Here is a 17,348-nt window from a genome sequence, read left to right as displayed (position 1 = left end):
GCGCGCGCGATTCGCGGCGCTACAATGGTCGCCGTGTTTGATTCGCCCCATGGATGCCTGTCGCGATGCGGATTCTGCTTGTCGAAGATGATCGAATGATTGCCGAGGGCGTGCGCAAGGCGCTGCGCTCGGACGGCTTTGCGGTCGACTGGGTGCAGGACGGCGACGCGGCGCTCACGGCGCTCGGCGGCGAGACGTACGACCTGCTGCTGCTCGATCTCGGCCTGCCGAAGCGCGACGGCATCGACGTGCTGCGCACGCTGCGCGGGCGCGGGCTGGCGCTGCCGGTGCTGATCGTCACCGCGCGCGATGCGGTCGCCGATCGCGTGAAGGGGCTCGACGCCGGCGCCGACGACTATCTCGTCAAGCCGTTCGACCTCGACGAGCTGGGCGCGCGGATGCGCGCGCTGATCCGCCGTCAGGCCGGGCGCAGCGAGTCGCTGATCCGCCACGGCGCGCTGACGCTCGATCCGGCTGCGCATCAGGTGACGCTCGACGGCGCGCCCGTCGCGCTGTCGGCGCGCGAGTTCGCGCTGCTCGAGGCGCTGCTCGCGCGGCCGGGCGCGGTGCTGTCGAAGAGCCAGCTCGAGGAGAAGATGTACGGCTGGGGCGAGGAGATCGGCAGCAACACGGTCGAGGTCTATATCCACGCGCTGCGCAAGAAGCTCGGCTCGGACCTGATCCGCAACGTGCGCGGGCTCGGCTACATGGTCGTCAAGGAAAGCTGACGCGTGCGGTCGATTCGTCATCAATTGCTGATCTGGCTGCTCGCGATCGTCGTCGCGGGCGTGGGCATGGCGGGCTGGCTCATCTACCGGCAGGCGCTCGCCGAGGCGAACGAACTGTTCGACTACCAGTTGCAGGAAATCGCCGCGGCGCTGCCGTCGGAGCCGTTCTCGCAGGTGTTCGGCTCGCGTACCAACGGCGACGAAGGCATCGTGATCCAGATCTGGAATCGCAACGGCGTGCTGATGTACTTCTCGCATCCGCGCGCGCCGATCGCGCCGCGCGCGGAGCTCGGCTTTTCGACCGAGCGCACCGATCGCGGCGAATGGCGCGTGTACGGCGCGATCGTCGGCGACAACGTCGTGCAGCTCGCGCAGCCGCTGTCGGTGCGCAACCGGCTGGCGGCCAACGTCGCGCTGCGCACGCTGTGGCCGCTGATCGTGCTGCTGCCGTTCCTCGGCGCGGCCGTGTGGATGATCGTCGGCCGCGGGCTCGCACCGCTCGGCCGCGTGACGCGCGCGGTCGAGGCGCGCCGGCCGGAAGCGCTCGACCCGCTGCCCGACGCGCGCCTGCCGCTCGAGGTGCAGCCGCTCGTGCGGGCGCTGAACGGGCTGCTCGCGCGGCTGTCGGCGGCGCTCGACACGCAGAAGGCGTTCGTCGCCGACGCCGCGCACGAGTTGCGCACGCCGCTCGCGGCCGTGCAGATCCAGGCGCAGCTCGTCGCCCGCGCGAAGGACGATGCGTCGCGCGGCGAGGCGATCGCGGATCTCCAGGACGGCGTGTCGCGCGCGACGCGTCTCACCGAGCAACTGCTCGCGCTCGCGCGCGCGGAGCCGGACGGCGCGACGATGCGCGAGCCGGTCGACCTGCAGGCGCTGCTTACCGAGTGCGTGGCCGCGCATGCGCCGCTCGCGCAGCGGCACGACATCGATCTCGGCTTCGAGGAAACGTGCGCGGCGAGCGTCGTCGCGGACGTCGGCGCGCTGCGCGTGATGTTCGGCAACCTGCTCGACAACGCGGTGAAGTACACGCCGGACGGCGGCCGCATCGACGTATCGCTGACGCGCGACGCGGCCGGCCGCGCGTGCGTGCAGATCGCCGACAGCGGGCCGGGCATTCCGGCCGACGAGCGCGAGCGCGTGTTCGACCGCTTCTATCGCGACAGCACGGCGCGGGCACGCACCGACGTGTCGGGCAGCGGGCTCGGGCTCGCGATCGTCAAGCGCGTGGCGGCGCAGCAGGGCGCGACGGTGTCGCTCGGCGATGCGGCCGCGGGCGGCCTGCTCGTCAGCGTCGTGTTCCGCGACGCCGAGATGTCGACCCAGGCGCCGCAGCCTTCCGAATCCGCCTGAAGGGCGAGCCCGGCCGCCGGTAGCCGCGCGGCAGCCGCTTAAGCCTCGCTTAAGGCTGATTAAGCCTCCTTTAAGTCAGGGTCGTTACGCTGCGTCCTAACAACGAGGAGGTCCTACGATGAACACCCGATTCCTTGCGCGCGGCACCGTCGCGGTCGCCGTGGCGGCCGCCCTGTCGGCAGGCTATTTCGCCGGCACCCGCCGCGCCGATCCGCAGATCATCACGCCCGCGCAGGCCGCCATGATGCCGGCCGAAGCCGCCGCCAAGACCGGCATCCCCGATTTCTCCGGGCTCGTCGAAACCTACGGCCCGGCGGTCGTGAACATCAGCGCGAAGCATGTCGTGAAGCAGGTCGCGCGGCGCGCGCCGCAGCCGCAGCTGCCGATCGATCCGAGCGACCCGTTCTACCAGTTCTTCAAGCACTTCTACGGCCAGGTGCCGGGCATGGGCGGCGACGCGCAGCCGGACGACCAGCCGAGCGCGAGCCTCGGGTCGGGCTTCATCGTCAGTTCCGACGGATACATCCTGACCAACGCGCACGTGATCGACGGCGCGAACGTCGTCACGGTCAAGCTGACCGACAAGCGCGAATACAAGGCGAAGGTCGTCGGCGCCGACAAGCAGTCCGACGTCGCCGTGCTGAAGATCGACGCGAGCGGCCTGCCGACCGTGAAGATCGGCGACCCGGCGCAGAGCAAGGTCGGCCAGTGGGTCGTCGCGATCGGCTCGCCGTACGGCTTCGACAACACGGTCACGTCGGGCATCATCAGCGCGAAGTCGCGCGCGCTGCCCGACGAGAACTACACGCCGTTCATCCAGACCGACGTGCCGGTGAACCCCGGCAACTCGGGCGGCCCGCTGTTCAACCTGCAGGGCGAGGTGATCGGCATCAACTCGATGATCTACTCGCAGACGGGCGGCTTCCAGGGCCTGTCGTTCGCGATTCCGATCAACGAGGCGATCAAGGTGAAGGACGAGCTCGTGAAGACGGGCCACGTGAGCCGCGGCCGTCTCGGCGTCGCCGTGCAGGGGCTGAACCAGACGCTCGCGAGCTCGTTCGGGCTGCAGAAGCCGGACGGCGCGCTCGTCAGCTCGGTCGACGCCAACGGCCCGGCCGCGAAGGCCGGCCTGCAGCCGGGCGACGTGATCCTGTCGGTCAACGGTTCGCCGGTCGCCGATTCGACGTCGCTGCCCGCGCAGATCGCGAACCTGAAGCCGGGTTCGAAGGCCGACCTGCAGATTTGGCGCGACAAGTCGAAGAAGTCGATCAGCGTGACGCTCGGCGCGATGGCCGATGCGAAGCTCGCATCGAACGACGGCGGGCCGGTCGAGCAGGGCCGCCTGGGTGTCGCGGTGCGTCCGCTGTCGCCGCAGGAGCGCAGCGCGGACAACCTGTCGCACGGGCTGATCGTGCAGCAGGCCGGCGGGCCGGCCGCGAACGCGGGCATCCAGCCCGGCGACGTGATCCTCGCGGTGAACGGCCGCCCGGTCACGAGCCCCGAGCAGTTGCGTGACGCGGTGAAGGGCGCGGGCAACAGTCTTGCTCTGCTGATCCAGCGCGATAATGCACAGATCTTCGTGCCGGTCGACCTGAGCTGACCGGCAGCGGCCGCGGCCGGCCAGCCCGGCTGCGGCGGGCGCCGCCGCCGTGCGATCGCGTGACGCTGCGCCCAGTATGTGTTCCGACCCCAAGGAGAGAGCCATGCAAAATCTACGCAACGTGTCCCGATTTGCCGTCGCCGCGGCGCTGGCCGCCGGCCTCGCAGCCGGCGCGACCGGCGCGTACGCGCAGTCGGACGGCTTGCCCGCCGCGCGCCAGCAGGGCGACGTCACCTTCGTGTCCGGCGGCGTCGGGCTGGACGAATCGACGGCGTTCCAGCGCAGCGAGGCGCAGTGGCCGCTCGCGCTGCGCTTCACCGGCAAGGGCGGCGAGTTCCTGGCCGACGTCCATGTCCGGATCGTCGACGGCAAGGGCGCCGAAGTGCTGAAAACCGATGCGCGCGGGCCGTACATGCTCGTGAAGGTGCCGCCTGGGCGCTACACGGTGCACGCGTCGTACCAGGGTAGCGACGAATCGCGCGCCGTCACGGTCGGCGCGAAGGGCGGCGCGAAAGCCGCGTTCCAGTGGAGTGCGCAGTAGCCCGCCGCACGCGGCCGCGATCCCGGTCGCGCAATCGGACGAAGTTTCGCCCATAATGAAAGCCACGGCATGCGTGCCGTGGCTTTTTCGTTTCCTGCCCCGGCCTGACTGCCGCCCGAAGGAGAGACGATGTCCGATGCAGCCGACCCTCGACTCGAAATCGTGCCGAACCGTCATCGCGTGCGCGTGATCCATCGCGGCATCACCTATGCCGATTCGCACGGTGCGCTGACGGTCCGTGAGGCGGGGCTTCCGGACATCCATTACCTGCCGCGCGGCGACGTCAACATGCGCCGGCTCGTGAAATCGGGCGTCACGTCGGCCTGCCCGTTCAGGGGGCAGGCCGTGCATTTCGACTTGCAGACGGAAGACGGCGTGATCGAGAACGCCGCATGGAGTTACGAACAGCCGAAGGAGGCGGCGGCCGTGCTCGCGCTCTACGTCGCCTTCGATGTCGCACGGGTCGACAGTCTCGTCGAGACGTCCTGATGCGGCGCGCGTTCATCGGGGAGGCGACATGGAACTGAACGACACGTTACGCGTACCGCTCGCGCCGCCTGTCGTGCGGGACGCGCTGGAGGATCTCGCACTGCTGCGCGCGAGCTTCGATCATTGCGAATCGTTCGTGAAACTCGCGCACGGCGAGTTCGCGCTGACGATCACGGTGCCGCTCGGCCCGCTGCGCGCCCGCTACGACGTGCGCGCGCACGCGGCCGCCGAGCAGGGCGACGCGCAAGGGCAGCCGCGCCGCGTGCTCAACTTCAAGGCGCGGGCCGACGGCCTCGGCGCGCTGCGCGGCCAGGTCGAACTCGTGCTGATGCCGGATGACGATGCGACCGCCACGCGGATCGAGTACGTGGTCTGGGCCACCGCGAGCGGGCCGCTCGCCGAATTGCCGGGGCGGCAGATCGACAATGCGCTGCGGGAATGGACCGACACGTTTTTCCGCGAGTTCAGCGCGGTCGTGCAGGCGAAGCACGGCCTCGCGCCGAATCGCGCGAGCGCTTCTGCGCAGCGGCGCCAGCATGTGTTCCTGCGGCCCGCATCGCTGATGGCCGCGACGAAGCGTTCGCTGCCGCCGCATCTCGGCGGCGCGCTGAGCGGGCGGGCGGCGAGCGCGCTCCGGCATCGCGATTCCGGCACGGTGCCCGTGTGGGCCTGGGCGGCGATGATCGTGTTCGTCGCGCTGCTGCTTTACGCGGCACGCTGGTTCAACGGCGGCTGAGCGGCCGATCGGCCGCCCGGTTCCGCGTCACGGCCCGCGCTGCGCCCGCGCGGCGGGTGTCACCGTCCCCCGCCGGCACCGGCTCCGGCGCCGCGAAATTCCCTCCGATACGCAGACGGCGACGTGCCGAGCGCGCCCGTGAAATGCTGGCGCAGCGACACGCTCGAGCCGTAGCCGGCCGCCTGCGCGATCGCGTCGATCGATTGGCCGGTGGTTTCGAGCAGAAGCCGCGCACGTGCGAGCCGCTCGGCCTGCAGCCACGCGGTGACGGTCGTGCCGGTCGCCTGGCGGAAGTGGCGCGTGAACGTGCGCCGGCTCATCAGCACGCGTTCGGCGAGCGAATCGACGCTGTGCGCGGCGTCGAGATGGCCGCGTACCCAGTCGAGCAGCCCCGCGAGCCGCGCGTCGCGCGGGTGCGCCGCGACCGGCTGCGGCACGTACTGGGCCTGCCCGCCCTGACGGTGCGGCGGGATCACGAGGCGGCGCGCGATGCGGTTCGCGGCGTCCGAGCCGAAGCGCCGCCGCACGACGTGCAGACAGCAGTCGAGGCCTGCCGCGGTGCCGGCCGACGTCATCAGGTTGCCGTCGTCCACGTACAGCACGCCCGGATCGAGCTTCACGCGCGGAAAGCGCTGCGCGAAATCGTCGGCCCATGCCCAGTGCGTGGTGGCCGGGCGACCGTCGAGCAGGCCGGCCGCGGCGAGCACGTAGGCGCCGAGGCACAGGCCGACGAGTTCCGCGGCGCGCGCGGCGACCGCGCGGACCGCATCGAGCAGCGCGTCGGGCGGCGTTTCGTCCGGGTCGCGCCACGAAGGCACGATGACGATGTCCGCATCGTCGAGCGCGTCGAGCCCGTACGGCGCGGTGATCGTGAAGCCGCCCGTCGTCGCGAGCGGGCCGCGCTCGGCCGAGCAGACGCGGAACTCGAACGCGGGCGATACGGCCGCGTCGCGTGCCTGGCCGAACACGACCGACGGCACCGACAGGTGGAACGGGCTGATGCCGTCGTACGCGATCACCGCGACGACGGTCGGAATGGAGCTGACGGGCGACGCGGCGGCGGGCATGGCGCGGTTCCGGGAAGGTGATGGCCCGATTCTATCGAAGAATGGCTATCGGGCCACTATCAGCCCGGGTCGCGCGCGCCGACAATGCATCGCATCGCACTGCTGGCCGTCCCGCTCCGGGGCGGGGCAGTGCCTCCCGACCAGGAGATCGCCATGTCGAACACGGCCCCGCATTCCGCTTCCCGTCCCGCTGCCCGCCGCGCACTGATCGTGATCGACGTGCAGAACGAATACGTGACCGGCAACCTGCCGATCGAATATCCGCCGCTCGACGTGTCGCTCGCGAACATCGGCCGCGCGATCGACGCCGCGCACGCGGCCGGCGTGCCGGTGATCGTGGTTCAGCACGTCGCGCCGGCCGGCGCGCCGATCTTCGCGCCAGGCACCGACGGCGTCGCGCTGCACGCGGTGGTGGCCAGCCGGCCGTACGCGCATCGGATCGAGAAGGCGCAGGCGAGCGCGTTCGCCGGCACCGATCTCGCCGCGTGGCTCGACGCGCACGGGATCGACACGCTCGCGGTGGCCGGCTACATGACGCACAACTGCAATGCGTCGACCGTCTATCACGCGGCGCATGCGGGGCTGAAGGTCGAGTACCTGAACGACGCGACGGGCGCGCTGCCTTACGAGAACGAAGCGGGTGCGGCCAGCGCCGAAGAGATTCACCGCGCGTACGGGGTGGTGTTCCAGTCGAATTTCGCGGCGGTGATGTCGACCGACACGTGGATCGCGGGGCTGGCCGGCGCGGCGATGCCGGCGCGCGATTCGGTGGCCGCGTCGAACCGGCGGGCCCGCGCGCGGCGCGCGAAGGCAGCCTGACCCGGTACGGCGACGCGGCGCGCGATGCGCCGCCCGGTCAGTCGCCGTCCTTCAGCATCGCCGGGCTGTAGCGCAGCATGTCGAAGCAGCCGTCGACGAGCTTTTCCGCATGCTGCTCGGCGTCGATCTCGTCGGGCAGCATCAGCATGTCGCGCACGAAGCCGCTGACGAGCGTGTGCAGCATCAGCGCCGCACGCCACGTATCGAGCCGCTCGGGCAGCAGCTTGAGCCCCACGGCCGCCGCGAGATCGGCGTCGATCATGTGCAGCGCCTCGCTCATCCCCGCGCGGTTGCGCTGCAGCAGCGGCTCCATGTCCGCGACGTACTCGCACTTCATGAACAGGATGCTGAACACGCGCCGCAGCTGTGCGTCGCGCTGCACGCCGAGCAGGCACCAGATCAGGATCTGGCGCACCTTCTCCAGCGGATTGCCGCCCGGCGCGTCGAGCGGTATCCGCTTCAATTCGTCGATCGGCAGGAACACGCGGTCGAACATCGCATCGAACAGTTCGCTCTTGTTCGCGAAATGCCAGTAGATCGCGCCGCGCGTCACGCCGGCGTGCTGGGCGATGTCCGCGAGCGACGTGTGCGACACGCCTTTTTCGAAGAACACGTGTTCGGCGGCGTCGAGAATGCGATTGCGCGTCTCGAGCGCCTCCTCCTTGGTACGTCTGACCATGTGCAGGCCTGATTGGATCGATCGTGGATGAATATAGGGTCCGCAACCCCTCGTCGCCGTCATGCGGACGGGCTATGCTGGCGGTTGGTAACAATCCGTAAGACTGAACAGCCGGCGGAGCACGAACGGGCTTTTTACATACATTCGTGAATGTATATACAATACCACCCTACGATCGAATGACCCAAGTGGCAATCAGTTAATATCCCACTCTGCTGATTCCCGCCCTAGTATCAGTCCGCAGTTCGCGGCATCCCCGTCGGCACGGAGGTCTCGTGCCGACGTGCTGTATCCAGCAGTCCAGTAATTCGGTGTTCGATCTGCGCCGCGAGGCGCATCCGTGTTGCGCTCCCGCCGGGTGCCGCACTTATTCCATTGGTTACACACAGAGGTCGCTCCATGCGCGTCGAACGGGTTCCATACCGCTTGATCACTGTCGCGGCAGCCGCGGTTTTCCTGGCTGCCTGCGGAAAAAAAGAATCGGCACCGCCGCCGCAAACGCCGGAAGTCGGCGTCGTCACCGTCCAGCCGCAAGCCGTACCGGTCTTCACCGACCTGCCGGGCCGCACCAGCGCATTCCTCGTCGCGCAAGTGCGTGCACGGGTCGACGGCATCGTGCTGCGCCGTGAATTCACCGAAGGCACCGACGTCAAGGCCGGTCAGCGCCTCTACAAGATCGATCCGGCGCCGTACATCGCGGCGCTGAACAGCGCGAAGGCGACGCTTGCGAAGGCGCAGGCGAACCTCGTCACGCAGAACGCGCTGGTCGCGCGCTACAAGGTGCTGGTCGCCGCGAACGCGGTCAGCAAGCAGGACTACGACAACGCGGTCGCCACGCAAGGCCAGGCCGCGGCGGACGTCGCGGCCGGCAAGGCGGCGGTCGACACCGCGCAGATCAACCTCGGCTATACGGATGTCGTGTCGCCGATCAGCGGCCGCGTCGGCATCTCGCAGGTCACGCCGGGCGCCTACGTGCAGGCGAGCCAGGCGACGCTGATGTCGACGGTGCAGCAGCTCGATCCGGTGTACGTCGACCTCACGCAGTCGAGCCTCGAAGGGCTGAAGCTGCGCCAGGACGTGCAGAGCGGCCGTCTGAAGACGAGCGGCCCGGGCGCGGCGAAGGTGTCGCTGATCCTGGAGGACGGCAAGACCTACTCGGAGCCGGGCAAGCTGCAGTTCTCGGACGTGACGGTCGACCAGACCACCGGCTCGGTGACGATCCGCGCGGTGTTCCCGAACCCGGGCCGCGTGCTGCTGCCGGGGATGTTCGTGCGCGCACGCATCGAGGAAGGCGTGAACGAGAACGCGTTCCTGGTGCCGCAGATCGGCGTCACGCACGACCAGAAGGGGCAGGCGATCGCGATGGTCGTGAACGCCAGCAACAAGGTCGAGCCGCGTCCGCTGAAGACGACCGGCATGCAAGGCCAGAACTGGATCGTGGAAGGCGGTCTGCAGGCGGGCGATCACGTGATCGTGCAGGGCGTCGACAAGGTGCGCCCGGGCGCGACCGTGAAGACGGTCCCCGCGCAGCTCGCGCCGGCGGCCGATGCCGCCTCGGGCGCCGCTGCCCCCGCCGCGCCGGCCGCTGCCGGGTCCGGCGCCGCCGCCGCTTCCGGTGCCGCCGCATCGGGCGCCGCGCCGGCGAGTGCTGCCGCTGCTTCGAGCGCGCAATAACAGGGAGCCTGTTTCATGGCAAAGTTTTTTATCGATCGCCCGATCTTCGCGTGGGTGATCGCCATCATCCTGATGCTGGCCGGGGTTGCGGCGATCTTCACGCTGCCGATCTCGCAGTATCCGACGATCGCGCCGCCATCGATCCAGATTACCGCGAACTACCCGGGCGCTTCCGCGAAGACGGTGGAAGACACGGTGACGCAGGTGATCGAGCAGCAGATGAGCGGTCTCGACAACTTCCTGTACATGTCGTCGACGAGTGACGACTCGGGCAACGCAACGATCACGCTGACCTTCGCGCCGGGCACCAACGCCGACATCGCGCAGGTTCAGGTGCAGAACAAGCTGTCGCTCGCGACGCCGGTTCTGCCGCAGGTCGTGCAGCAGCTCGGTCTGTCGGTCACGAAGTCGAGCAGCAGCTTCCTGCTGGTGCTCGCCTTCAACTCCGAAGACGGCAGCATGAACAAGTACGACCTCGCGAACTTCGTGGCGTCGCACGTGAAGGATCCGATCAGCCGGCTGAACGGCGTCGGTACCGTCACGCTGTTCGGCTCGCAGTACGCGATGCGGATCTGGCTCGACCCGAACCGCCTGACCAACTACGGCCTCACGCCGGTCGACGTCAGCTCGGCGATCACCGCGCAGAACGTGCAGATCGCGGGCGGCCAGATCGGCGGCACGCCGGCGAAGCCGGGCACCGTGCTGCAGGCGACGATCACCGAATCGACGCTGCTGCAGACGCCCGAGCAGTTCGGCAACATCCTGCTGAAGGTCAACCAGGACGGCTCGCAGGTTCGCCTGAAGGACGTCGCGCAGATCGGCCTCGGCGGCGAAAACTACAACTTCGACACGAAGTACAACGGTCAGCCGACCGCGGCACTCGGTATCCAGCTCGCGACCAACGCGAACGCCCTCGCGACCGCGAAGGCCGTGCGCGCGAAGATCGACGAGCTCGCACCGTTCTTCCCGCACGGCCTCGTCGTGAAGTATCCGTACGACACGACGCCGTTCGTGAAGCTGTCGATCGAGGAAGTGGTCAAGACGCTGCTCGAAGGTATCGTGCTCGTGTTCCTCGTGATGTATCTGTTCCTGCAGAACCTGCGGGCGACGATCATCCCGACGATCGCGGTGCCGGTCGTGCTGCTCGGCACGTTCGCGATCATGTCGATGGTCGGCTTCTCGATCAACACGCTGTCGATGTTCGGTCTCGTGCTCGCGATCGGCCTGCTGGTCGACGACGCGATCGTGGTGGTCGAGAACGTCGAGCGCGTGATGGCGGAGGAGGGGCTGTCGCCGAAGGAGGCGACCCGCAAGGCGATGGGGCAGATCACCGGCGCACTCGTCGGCGTGGCGCTCGTGCTGTCGGCGGTGTTCGTGCCGGTGGCGTTCTCCGGCGGCTCGGTCGGCGCGATCTATCGTCAGTTCTCGCTGACGATCGTGTCGGCGATGGTGCTGTCGGTGCTGGTCGCGTTGATTCTGACGCCGGCGCTGTGCGCGACGATCCTCAAGCCGATCCCGCAAGGGCATCACGAAGAGAAGAAGGGCTTCTTCGGCTGGTTCAACCGCACGTTCAACAACAGCCGCGACAAGTACCACGTCGGCGTGCACCACGTGATCAAGCGCTCGGGCCGCTGGCTCATCATCTATCTGGTCGTGATCGTCGCGGTCGGCCTGCTGTTCGTGCGCCTGCCGAAGTCGTTCCTGCCCGATGAGGACCAGGGCCTGATGTTCGTGATCGTGCAGACGCCGTCCGGCTCCACGCAGGAAACGACCGCGAAGACGCTCGCGAACATTTCCGACTACCTGCTGAAGGACGAGAAGGAAATCGTCGAATCGGCGTTCACGGTCAACGGCTTCAGCTTCGCGGGCCGCGGCCAGAACTCGGGCCTCGTGTTCGTCCGCCTGAAGGATTACGCGCAGCGTCAGCATGCGAACCAGAAGGTGCAGGCGCTGATCGGCCGGATGTTCGGGCGTTACGCGGGCTACAAGGACGCGCTCGTGATTCCGTTCAACCCGCCGTCGATTCCGGAGCTCGGTACCGCTGCCGGCTTCGACTTCGAGCTGACGGACAACGCCGGTCTTGGCCACGACGCGCTGATGGCCGCGCGTAACCAGTTGCTCGGGATGGCGTCGAAGGATCCGACGCTGCAGGGTGTCCGTCCGAACGGCCTGAACGACACGCCGCAGTACAAGGTCGACATCGACCGCGAGAAGGCGAATGCGCTGGGCGTGACCGCGGATGCGATCGACCAGACGTTCTCGATCGCATGGGCGTCGAAGTACGTGAACAACTTCCTCGATACCGACGGCCGGATCAAGAAGGTGTACGTGCAGGCAGACGCGCCGTTCCGGATGACGCCGGAAGACATGAACATCTGGTACGTGCGCAACGGGTCGGGCGGGATGGTGCCGTTCAGCGCGTTCGCGACCGGTCACTGGACGTACGGTTCGCCGAAGCTCGAGCGCTACAACGGCGTGTCGGCGATGGAAATCCAGGGGCAGGCCGCACCGGGCAAGTCGACCGGTCAGGCGATGGCCGCGATGGAAACGATCGCGAAGAAACTGCCGGTCGGTATCGGCTATTCGTGGACGGGCCTGTCGTTCCAGGAAATCCAGTCCGGTTCGCAGGCGCCGATCCTGTACGCGATCTCGATCCTCGTCGTGTTCCTGTGTCTCGCGGCGCTGTATGAAAGCTGGTCGATCCCGTTCTCGGTGATCATGGTCGTGCCGCTCGGCGTGATCGGTGCGCTGCTCGCGGCCACGATGCGCGGCCTCGAGAACGACGTGTTCTTCCAGGTCGGCCTGCTGACGACCGTGGGCTTGTCCGCGAAGAACGCGATCCTGATCGTCGAGTTCGCGCGCGAACTGCAGCAGTCGGAGAAGATGGGGCCGATCGAGGCGGCGCTGGAAGCGGCGCGCCTGCGGCTGCGTCCGATCCTGATGACGTCGCTCGCGTTCATTCTCGGCGTGCTGCCGCTCGCGATCAGCAACGGCGCGGGTTCGGCGAGCCAGCACGCGATCGGCACGGGCGTGATCGGCGGGATGATCACGGCGACGTTCCTCGCGATCTTCATGATCCCGATGTTCTTCGTGAAGATCCGTGCGATCTTCAGCGGCGAGAAGGAAGACGTCGACGAGGCGCTGCGCCTGGCTCAGGAGCACTCGCACCACGAAGAGAAGCCGGGCAACGGCGACGAAGGCAACAAGGGACAGTGATGATGCAAAAACACGCTTTGACTGCAATCGCAGTCGCGCTCCTTGCCACGGGCTGCACGATGGCGCCGCATTACAAGCGGCCCGACGCGCCCGTCGCGCAGGCGTACCCGGCCGGCGGCGTCTACGCGACGCAGCCGGGCGCGGCCGGCGCGCGCAGCGCGAACGGGCAAGCTGCGACCGCCATCGGCTGGCGCGAGTTCTTCGTCGATCCGCGCCTGCAGCGGCTGATCGAGATCGCGCTGAACAACAACCGCGACCTGCGCGTGTCGGTGCTGAACATCGAGGCGGCGCGCGCGCAGTACCAGATCACGCGCGCGGGGCTGTTCCCGACGCTCGACGGCACGGGCACGGGCAGCATCCAGCGCGTGCCGCAGGGCCTGTCGCAGACCGGTGCGCCGTACATCTCGCGCGCCTACAACGTCGGGCTCTCGGCGTCGTGGGAGCTCGACCTGTTCGGCCGCGTGCAGAGCCTGAAGGACCAGGCGCTCGCGCAGTACCTGTCGACGTCGTATGCCCGGCAGGCGTCGGAAATCTCGCTGGTGTCGCAGGTGGCCGACCAGTACCTGACGCTGCTGTCGACCGACGACCTGCTGAAGGTCACCGAGAACACGCTGAAGACCGCGCAGGCATCGTACGACCTGACGAAGCTGCAGTTCGACAACGGCACGGGCTCCGAGCTCGAGCTGCGTCAGGCGCAGACCGTGGTCGAGACGGCGCTCGCGAACCAGCAGGCGCAGGCGCGAGCGCGTGCGCAGGCGCTGAACGCGCTGGTGCTGCTGATCGGCGAGCCGCTGCCGGACGACCTGCCGGCCGGCATGCCGCTCGACGCGCAGAATCTGCTGACGGACGTGCCGGCAGGCCTTCCGTCGGATCTGCTCACGCGGCGTCCGGACGTGATGCAGGCCGAGCAGACGCTGCTGGCTGCAAACGCGAACATCGGCGCGGCGCGCGCGGCATTCTTCCCGCGTATCTCGCTGACGGGCGCGTTCGGCACCGGCAGCCCGACGCTCGGCGGTCTGTTCAAGGCCGGCACGGCCGCATGGTCGTTCGCGCCGCAGATCACGATGCCGATCTTCGAAGGCGGGCAGAACATCGCGAACCTGAATCTCGCGAACGTGCAGAAGCGCATCGAGATCGCGAACTACGAGAAGGCGATCCAGTCGGCGTTCCGCGAAGTGGCGGACGGCCTCGCCGCACGCGGCACGTACGACCAGCAGATCGCGGCGCTCGAGCGCAACGAGCACGCGCAGCAGCGGCGCTTCGACTTGTCGGACCTGCGGTACAAGAACGGCGTCGACAGCTACCTGTCGGTGCTGACCGCGCAGACGGATCTGTACTCGGCGCAGCAGTCGCTGATCAGCGCGCGTCTGGCCCGCTGGACGAACCTGGTCGATCTGTACCGCGCGCTCGGCGGCGGGTGGATCCAGCGTGCCGGCGAAGCGCCGCGCGCGCCGGATGCGCCGGTCGACTACGACAAGGCGGCCGCGCCGGCGCCTGCGTCGGCAGCGGCGAACGGGTAACTGTGGTTATCCTGCCTGCGTGCGGTCGCTTCGCACGCAGGCAGGGCGATTCGGGTGTTAGTTCTGTAGCACGTTGGCCGTTACGAACGATACGAAACGCAACGGAGACAACGTAGGGCCAGCCCATGATTGTTGGTCCTTGAGTGCGCAGTAACCTTGCGTGGGAACGCTGCAGTGATCCAGGCGGAACACGTGTGTACTTCGGCAGCGGGCGTGAAATCCACGGGCCGGCGCCGTCGAGCACGACGCGTACCGGCTAACCGTTCAGCTTCTCGTTTCGACCAAGCGATGATCATTCCACTTCGGTAGCCTGTCGCCCACCGACAGTCGAATCTCCCCCTCGATTCTTCAATTCAGGCCCATCGCTCGATCGAAGCGAGCGGCTGCAGGTTCATTATTGTTGAACGGTGCTTATAACAATTAGCTATACGAAATTCGAATTCGTCTGATTGCTTCTTCTTTCTCGTCCGTGCAAATTTTGTATGGAGCATTCCTCACCCATTGTCGAGAAAGGAAATCCGGATGAAGCGCGAGCCCGCTGCACCGACTCATCTTTTTGCCACCATCGGGGCGTTCACCGAGCGCGGTGCGCGGGTAACCACTGCTACCAGCGGCCTGGCAGTTGCCGGGCTTGTCGTTGCCCGTGTTGGCGATGTCGTCACTTACGAGGATGGCAGCGAGGCCGTCATTATGGATGGCGCAGGCGAATATGCGATTTGCAGCGACAAGCCGTTTGCGCTGGTGGGTAGCCGGTTGAGCAACGGCAATCGTATCGTCGAAACGCTTCAGCGGTTGTGGGGAATTCATGTACCGACTGGCGAAACGGCCGAGGGATTGTTTAACAAGGATTATGTGCCGCCACCCGCGTCGCCGCGCTACCGATTGGCCGTACGAGGAGCCACGACCGCGCGAGGCGGTGCGTTGCGCGAAGTCACCGGCACGTGGGAGACCGGTGTCCGGCTTGGCAGGGCTGGTGTCGTAGGTAATCAGATTCACTACGCAGACGGCTCGACTGCGCGAATCGTAAGCGGCCTTGGGCGGGTGGATAACGGAGACTTCCAGCCGCTGGCTTTCGTCGGTAGCGAACTGGATAACGGCGACGTCATTACCGACAGCCCTGAGCGTGATGGCTTGGTATCGGCTGACGCCTTCGCCGTTGTGAGGCGTCCAACTGTTGCGCATCGAGGCGAGAATTCATGATCCGTTATTTCCTTGCCAAAGGTGACCGGGGCGGCAGCGCCACGATTACGGAAGGATTGGATGGCGTCACCTGTTCCAATCCGCCGCCGCGCGTGCATATCGCAACGCTCTACATGAAGACGTACTGCACGGCATGCAAGCAGGAAGGGTTTGTCGCCCCGGAGGGGCCACGTTGGCCCGGCACTGGACCAAACGGCAAGCCGTGGGCGTTGAGTGGTGATATCAACGTCTGCGATTGCAATCCGCCACCTGTTTTCTACGCCGAGCGCGGCATGAAGATGACCTTTGCCGCGGAAGAGGTGGCGCGGTTGACAGGGAAGAATGACTTAGGCGTCGCTCCTGCAAGAGGACGCACTGCGGTCCATGATCAGCAGTTCGTCATTCGCAACAAGAAGTCCAGGCAACCTGTGGCAGGCGTTCGGTATTGGATTACAAATTGCCGTGGTGACGTGCTGGCATCAGGGACTACCGATGCGCAGGGCCATACCATGCGAGTGGTCACGCTGAAGCCCGAGTCGGTAAAACTGGAAGTCAGCGGGGAAGAAGAATGAGTGATGGCGATCGCGTAGCAATTGCGGAGGCGATGACAGACCTGAAAGAAGGTTCGGTAATCGAAGCATTGATATCGAACGGGCCGCCCATCTGTCCAAACATGACCGATGCGGAATTTCGCCGTATGGTTCTAACGTTACGCGACAGAGCCGTACGAATGATCGACGTACGGCTCGTAGACTTGCGCAGGTGGGGGGCGGTCGAACGTCAACGCGTCGCAACGTGGTTTGGCTCAAGCGATGAAACGATTCGGCAACGTCTGACAGTCGGACTCGCACAAGTAAGTCGGGTGATGCGCGATCTCAAGCCTGGAAACTTTGTTCGTCACTCAGAGGAACTTGATCGGTATCTTGGTTGTACGCCGAATAACAAGGACCCTGATGGTGCCGTCGCTCATGTTTGCGGTCCTGACACAGCTACCCATACTATCTGTATCCATGAGAATTTTTGTGGGATGCGTCCCATATCCAGCGCGAAGGACTCGATGTTATCGACGCTGATTCATGAGTGCACTCATTTTGCCGATACTTTCGGCGCTCAGGATCATCAATATTTCATGCGCGAGTGCTTGGTATTGGCGCGGACGCGCCCCGATCTCGCAATCAATAATGCGGATAGCATTGCCGGGTATATTATCTATGAAGACTAGAGGCGGCGTGGCGCGGCAATCCGTGTTGAATCTGATCGAGTCCAACGGAAGATCGATATGATGAAAGGACCGGCATGTATTGCGTTGGCGTTTTTCTCGGCCGGAACATTCGCCTGCTCCCCGGTTCATACGCTTGATGTTTCGTTTGAACGAGATTCTGCCAAAGTATCCGGCGACGAGCTCATAAAGCTGGCGAACTGGGCGATAGACCTTCAACTCAAATATCCCAATCTTGATCGTACGTCCGTCGGTGGCCTTGCCGACGCTGACGAAAGGCAGCCGCGCGTGCTGGCTCAACAACGCGCAGAAAGTGTCAAGAGGCTTCTAGTCACATTGGGGCTCGGTCGAGCCCCTGTCGACGTCGATGCCAGGCTTTATAAGTCGCATCATCTGAACGGTGTGCCGGATAATGGCCGACGAGTAGAAATCGACTTCCTTCCCGGTTGCCCGCATGAATGCCCTTGCCAAGTGAAATGAGGTATTGGCCGCGATCTGCCGCGCAGCGGCAGTGCTGCCATTTCGACGATG

At 66.4% G+C, this 17,348-nt stretch carries 16 protein-coding genes; 14 read left to right on the top strand and 2 right to left on the bottom strand.

Features of this window, described 5'->3' with window-relative positions:
• Positions 1 to 65 precede the first annotated feature (65 nt).
• The 6 genes from CFB52_RS13705 to CFB52_RS13680 all read left to right on the top strand — a co-directional run bounded on the left by CFB52_RS13705 (position 66) and on the right by CFB52_RS13680 (position 5,444).
• Complete coding sequence (locus tag CFB52_RS13705; RefSeq protein WP_050014536.1) at positions 66 to 728, top strand: response regulator; 663 nt, start codon at positions 66 to 68, stop codon at positions 726 to 728.
• Between the two features lie 3 nt (positions 729 to 731).
• Positions 732 to 2,078 carry an ATP-binding protein gene (locus CFB52_RS13700; RefSeq protein ID WP_059578545.1) on the top strand — a complete coding sequence of 449 codons (1,347 nt, stop codon included), beginning with the start codon at positions 732 to 734 and terminating at the stop codon, positions 2,076 to 2,078.
• A 118-nt stretch (positions 2,079 to 2,196) separates the two neighbouring features.
• Positions 2,197 to 3,678, top strand: a complete 1,482-nt coding sequence (locus CFB52_RS13695) for a DegQ family serine endoprotease (protein WP_059578544.1) — start codon at positions 2,197 to 2,199, stop codon at positions 3,676 to 3,678.
• A gap of 103 nt (positions 3,679 to 3,781) precedes the next feature.
• Positions 3,782 to 4,219: a carboxypeptidase-like regulatory domain-containing protein gene (locus CFB52_RS13690; RefSeq protein ID WP_059578541.1), complete on the top strand. Its 438-nt coding sequence runs from the start codon at positions 3,782 to 3,784 to the stop codon at positions 4,217 to 4,219.
• Positions 4,220 to 4,348: 129 nt separating this feature from the next.
• Positions 4,349 to 4,708, top strand: a complete 360-nt coding sequence (locus tag CFB52_RS13685; RefSeq protein WP_059578538.1) for a DUF427 domain-containing protein — start codon at positions 4,349 to 4,351, stop codon at positions 4,706 to 4,708.
• A 28-nt stretch (positions 4,709 to 4,736) separates the two neighbouring features.
• Entirely contained in the window at positions 4,737 to 5,444 is a 708-nt protein-coding gene (locus tag CFB52_RS13680) for a CoxG family protein (protein ID WP_059578536.1), read from the top strand.
• 59 nt (positions 5,445 to 5,503) lie between these two features.
• On the opposite strand, the gene CFB52_RS13675 is transcribed toward CFB52_RS13680, so the two are convergent.
• Positions 5,504 to 6,511, bottom strand: coding sequence for a helix-turn-helix domain-containing protein (locus CFB52_RS13675; protein ID WP_099316778.1), 1,008 nt, complete (start codon positions 6,509 to 6,511; stop codon positions 5,504 to 5,506).
• Positions 6,512 to 6,664: 153 nt separating this feature from the next.
• Between CFB52_RS13675 and CFB52_RS13670 the strand changes: the two genes are divergently transcribed.
• A complete protein-coding gene (locus tag CFB52_RS13670; RefSeq protein WP_059578530.1) occupies positions 6,665 to 7,330 on the top strand; it encodes a cysteine hydrolase family protein in 666 nt (221 codons plus the stop codon).
• 37 nt (positions 7,331 to 7,367) lie between these two features.
• On the opposite strand, the gene CFB52_RS13665 is transcribed toward CFB52_RS13670, so the two are convergent.
• Positions 7,368 to 8,009, bottom strand: coding sequence for a TetR family transcriptional regulator (locus CFB52_RS13665; RefSeq protein WP_059578528.1), 642 nt, complete (start codon positions 8,007 to 8,009; stop codon positions 7,368 to 7,370).
• A 399-nt stretch (positions 8,010 to 8,408) separates the two neighbouring features.
• On the opposite strand from CFB52_RS13665, the gene CFB52_RS13660 reads away from it, so the two are divergent.
• The 7 genes from CFB52_RS13660 to CFB52_RS34220 all read left to right on the top strand — a co-directional run bounded on the left by CFB52_RS13660 (position 8,409) and on the right by CFB52_RS34220 (position 17,297).
• Positions 8,409 to 9,683, top strand: coding sequence for an efflux RND transporter periplasmic adaptor subunit (locus CFB52_RS13660; RefSeq protein ID WP_059578525.1), 1,275 nt, complete (start codon positions 8,409 to 8,411; stop codon positions 9,681 to 9,683).
• A 15-nt stretch (positions 9,684 to 9,698) separates the two neighbouring features.
• Complete coding sequence (gene bpeB / locus CFB52_RS13655; RefSeq protein ID WP_059578522.1) at positions 9,699 to 12,899, top strand: efflux RND transporter permease BpeB; 3,201 nt, start codon at positions 9,699 to 9,701, stop codon at positions 12,897 to 12,899.
• Positions 12,899 to 14,419, top strand: coding sequence for an efflux transporter outer membrane subunit (locus CFB52_RS13650; protein WP_099316777.1), 1,521 nt, complete (start codon positions 12,899 to 12,901; stop codon positions 14,417 to 14,419). Before bpeB ends, CFB52_RS13650 begins: the two co-directional genes overlap by 1 nt.
• A gap of 522 nt (positions 14,420 to 14,941) precedes the next feature.
• Positions 14,942 to 15,619 (top strand): PAAR domain-containing protein, encoded by a 678-nt coding sequence (locus tag CFB52_RS13645; protein WP_099316776.1) that lies wholly within the window; start codon positions 14,942 to 14,944, stop codon positions 15,617 to 15,619.
• On the top strand, positions 15,616 to 16,170 hold the full coding sequence (locus CFB52_RS13640; RefSeq protein WP_081066496.1) for a hypothetical protein: 555 nt from the start codon (positions 15,616 to 15,618) through the stop codon (positions 16,168 to 16,170). The genes CFB52_RS13645 and CFB52_RS13640 overlap by 4 nt, the downstream gene beginning before the upstream one ends.
• Entirely contained in the window at positions 16,167 to 16,820 is a 654-nt protein-coding gene (locus tag CFB52_RS13635) for a M35 family metallo-endopeptidase (RefSeq protein ID WP_059578516.1), read from the top strand. The genes CFB52_RS13640 and CFB52_RS13635 overlap by 4 nt, the downstream gene beginning before the upstream one ends.
• A gap of 57 nt (positions 16,821 to 16,877) precedes the next feature.
• Positions 16,878 to 17,297, top strand: a complete 420-nt coding sequence (locus CFB52_RS34220) for a hypothetical protein (RefSeq protein WP_143328720.1) — start codon at positions 16,878 to 16,880, stop codon at positions 17,295 to 17,297.
• The last annotated feature ends 51 nt before the right edge of the window (positions 17,298 to 17,348 follow it).

Source organism: Burkholderia sp. AU18528 (genome assembly GCF_002223215.2).
In the GTDB taxonomy this organism is placed as follows: Bacteria; Pseudomonadota; Gammaproteobacteria; order Burkholderiales; family Burkholderiaceae; genus Burkholderia; species Burkholderia semiarida.
This window is presented reverse-complemented; position numbering and strand designations above follow the sequence as displayed.

Bases quoted from the DNA above. Each gene is read 5' to 3' on its own strand.
- bpeB (WP_059578522.1), top strand. From the start codon at position 9,699: ATGGCAAAGTTTTTTATCGATCGCCCGATCTTCGCGTGGGTGATCGCC.
- CFB52_RS13690 (WP_059578541.1), top strand. From the start codon at position 3,782: ATGCAAAATCTACGCAACGTGTCCCGATTTGCCGTCGCCGCGGCGCTG.
- CFB52_RS13660 (WP_059578525.1), top strand. From the start codon at position 8,409: ATGCGCGTCGAACGGGTTCCATACCGCTTGATCACTGTCGCGGCAGCC.
- CFB52_RS13705 (WP_050014536.1), top strand. From the start codon at position 66: ATGCGGATTCTGCTTGTCGAAGATGATCGAATGATTGCCGAGGGCGTG.
- CFB52_RS13675 (WP_099316778.1), bottom strand. From the start codon at position 6,511: ATGCCCGCCGCCGCGTCGCCCGTCAGCTCCATTCCGACCGTCGTCGCG.
- CFB52_RS13635 (WP_059578516.1), top strand. From the start codon at position 16,167: ATGAGTGATGGCGATCGCGTAGCAATTGCGGAGGCGATGACAGACCTG.
- CFB52_RS13670 (WP_059578530.1), top strand. From the start codon at position 6,665: ATGTCGAACACGGCCCCGCATTCCGCTTCCCGTCCCGCTGCCCGCCGC.
- CFB52_RS13695 (WP_059578544.1), top strand. From the start codon at position 2,197: ATGAACACCCGATTCCTTGCGCGCGGCACCGTCGCGGTCGCCGTGGCG.
- CFB52_RS13665 (WP_059578528.1), bottom strand. From the start codon at position 8,009: ATGGTCAGACGTACCAAGGAGGAGGCGCTCGAGACGCGCAATCGCATT.
- CFB52_RS13650 (WP_099316777.1), top strand. From the start codon at position 12,899: ATGATGCAAAAACACGCTTTGACTGCAATCGCAGTCGCGCTCCTTGCC.
- CFB52_RS13685 (WP_059578538.1), top strand. From the start codon at position 4,349: ATGTCCGATGCAGCCGACCCTCGACTCGAAATCGTGCCGAACCGTCAT.
- CFB52_RS34220 (WP_143328720.1), top strand. From the start codon at position 16,878: ATGATGAAAGGACCGGCATGTATTGCGTTGGCGTTTTTCTCGGCCGGA.
- CFB52_RS13640 (WP_081066496.1), top strand. From the start codon at position 15,616: ATGATCCGTTATTTCCTTGCCAAAGGTGACCGGGGCGGCAGCGCCACG.
- CFB52_RS13680 (WP_059578536.1), top strand. From the start codon at position 4,737: ATGGAACTGAACGACACGTTACGCGTACCGCTCGCGCCGCCTGTCGTG.
- CFB52_RS13645 (WP_099316776.1), top strand. From the start codon at position 14,942: ATGAAGCGCGAGCCCGCTGCACCGACTCATCTTTTTGCCACCATCGGG.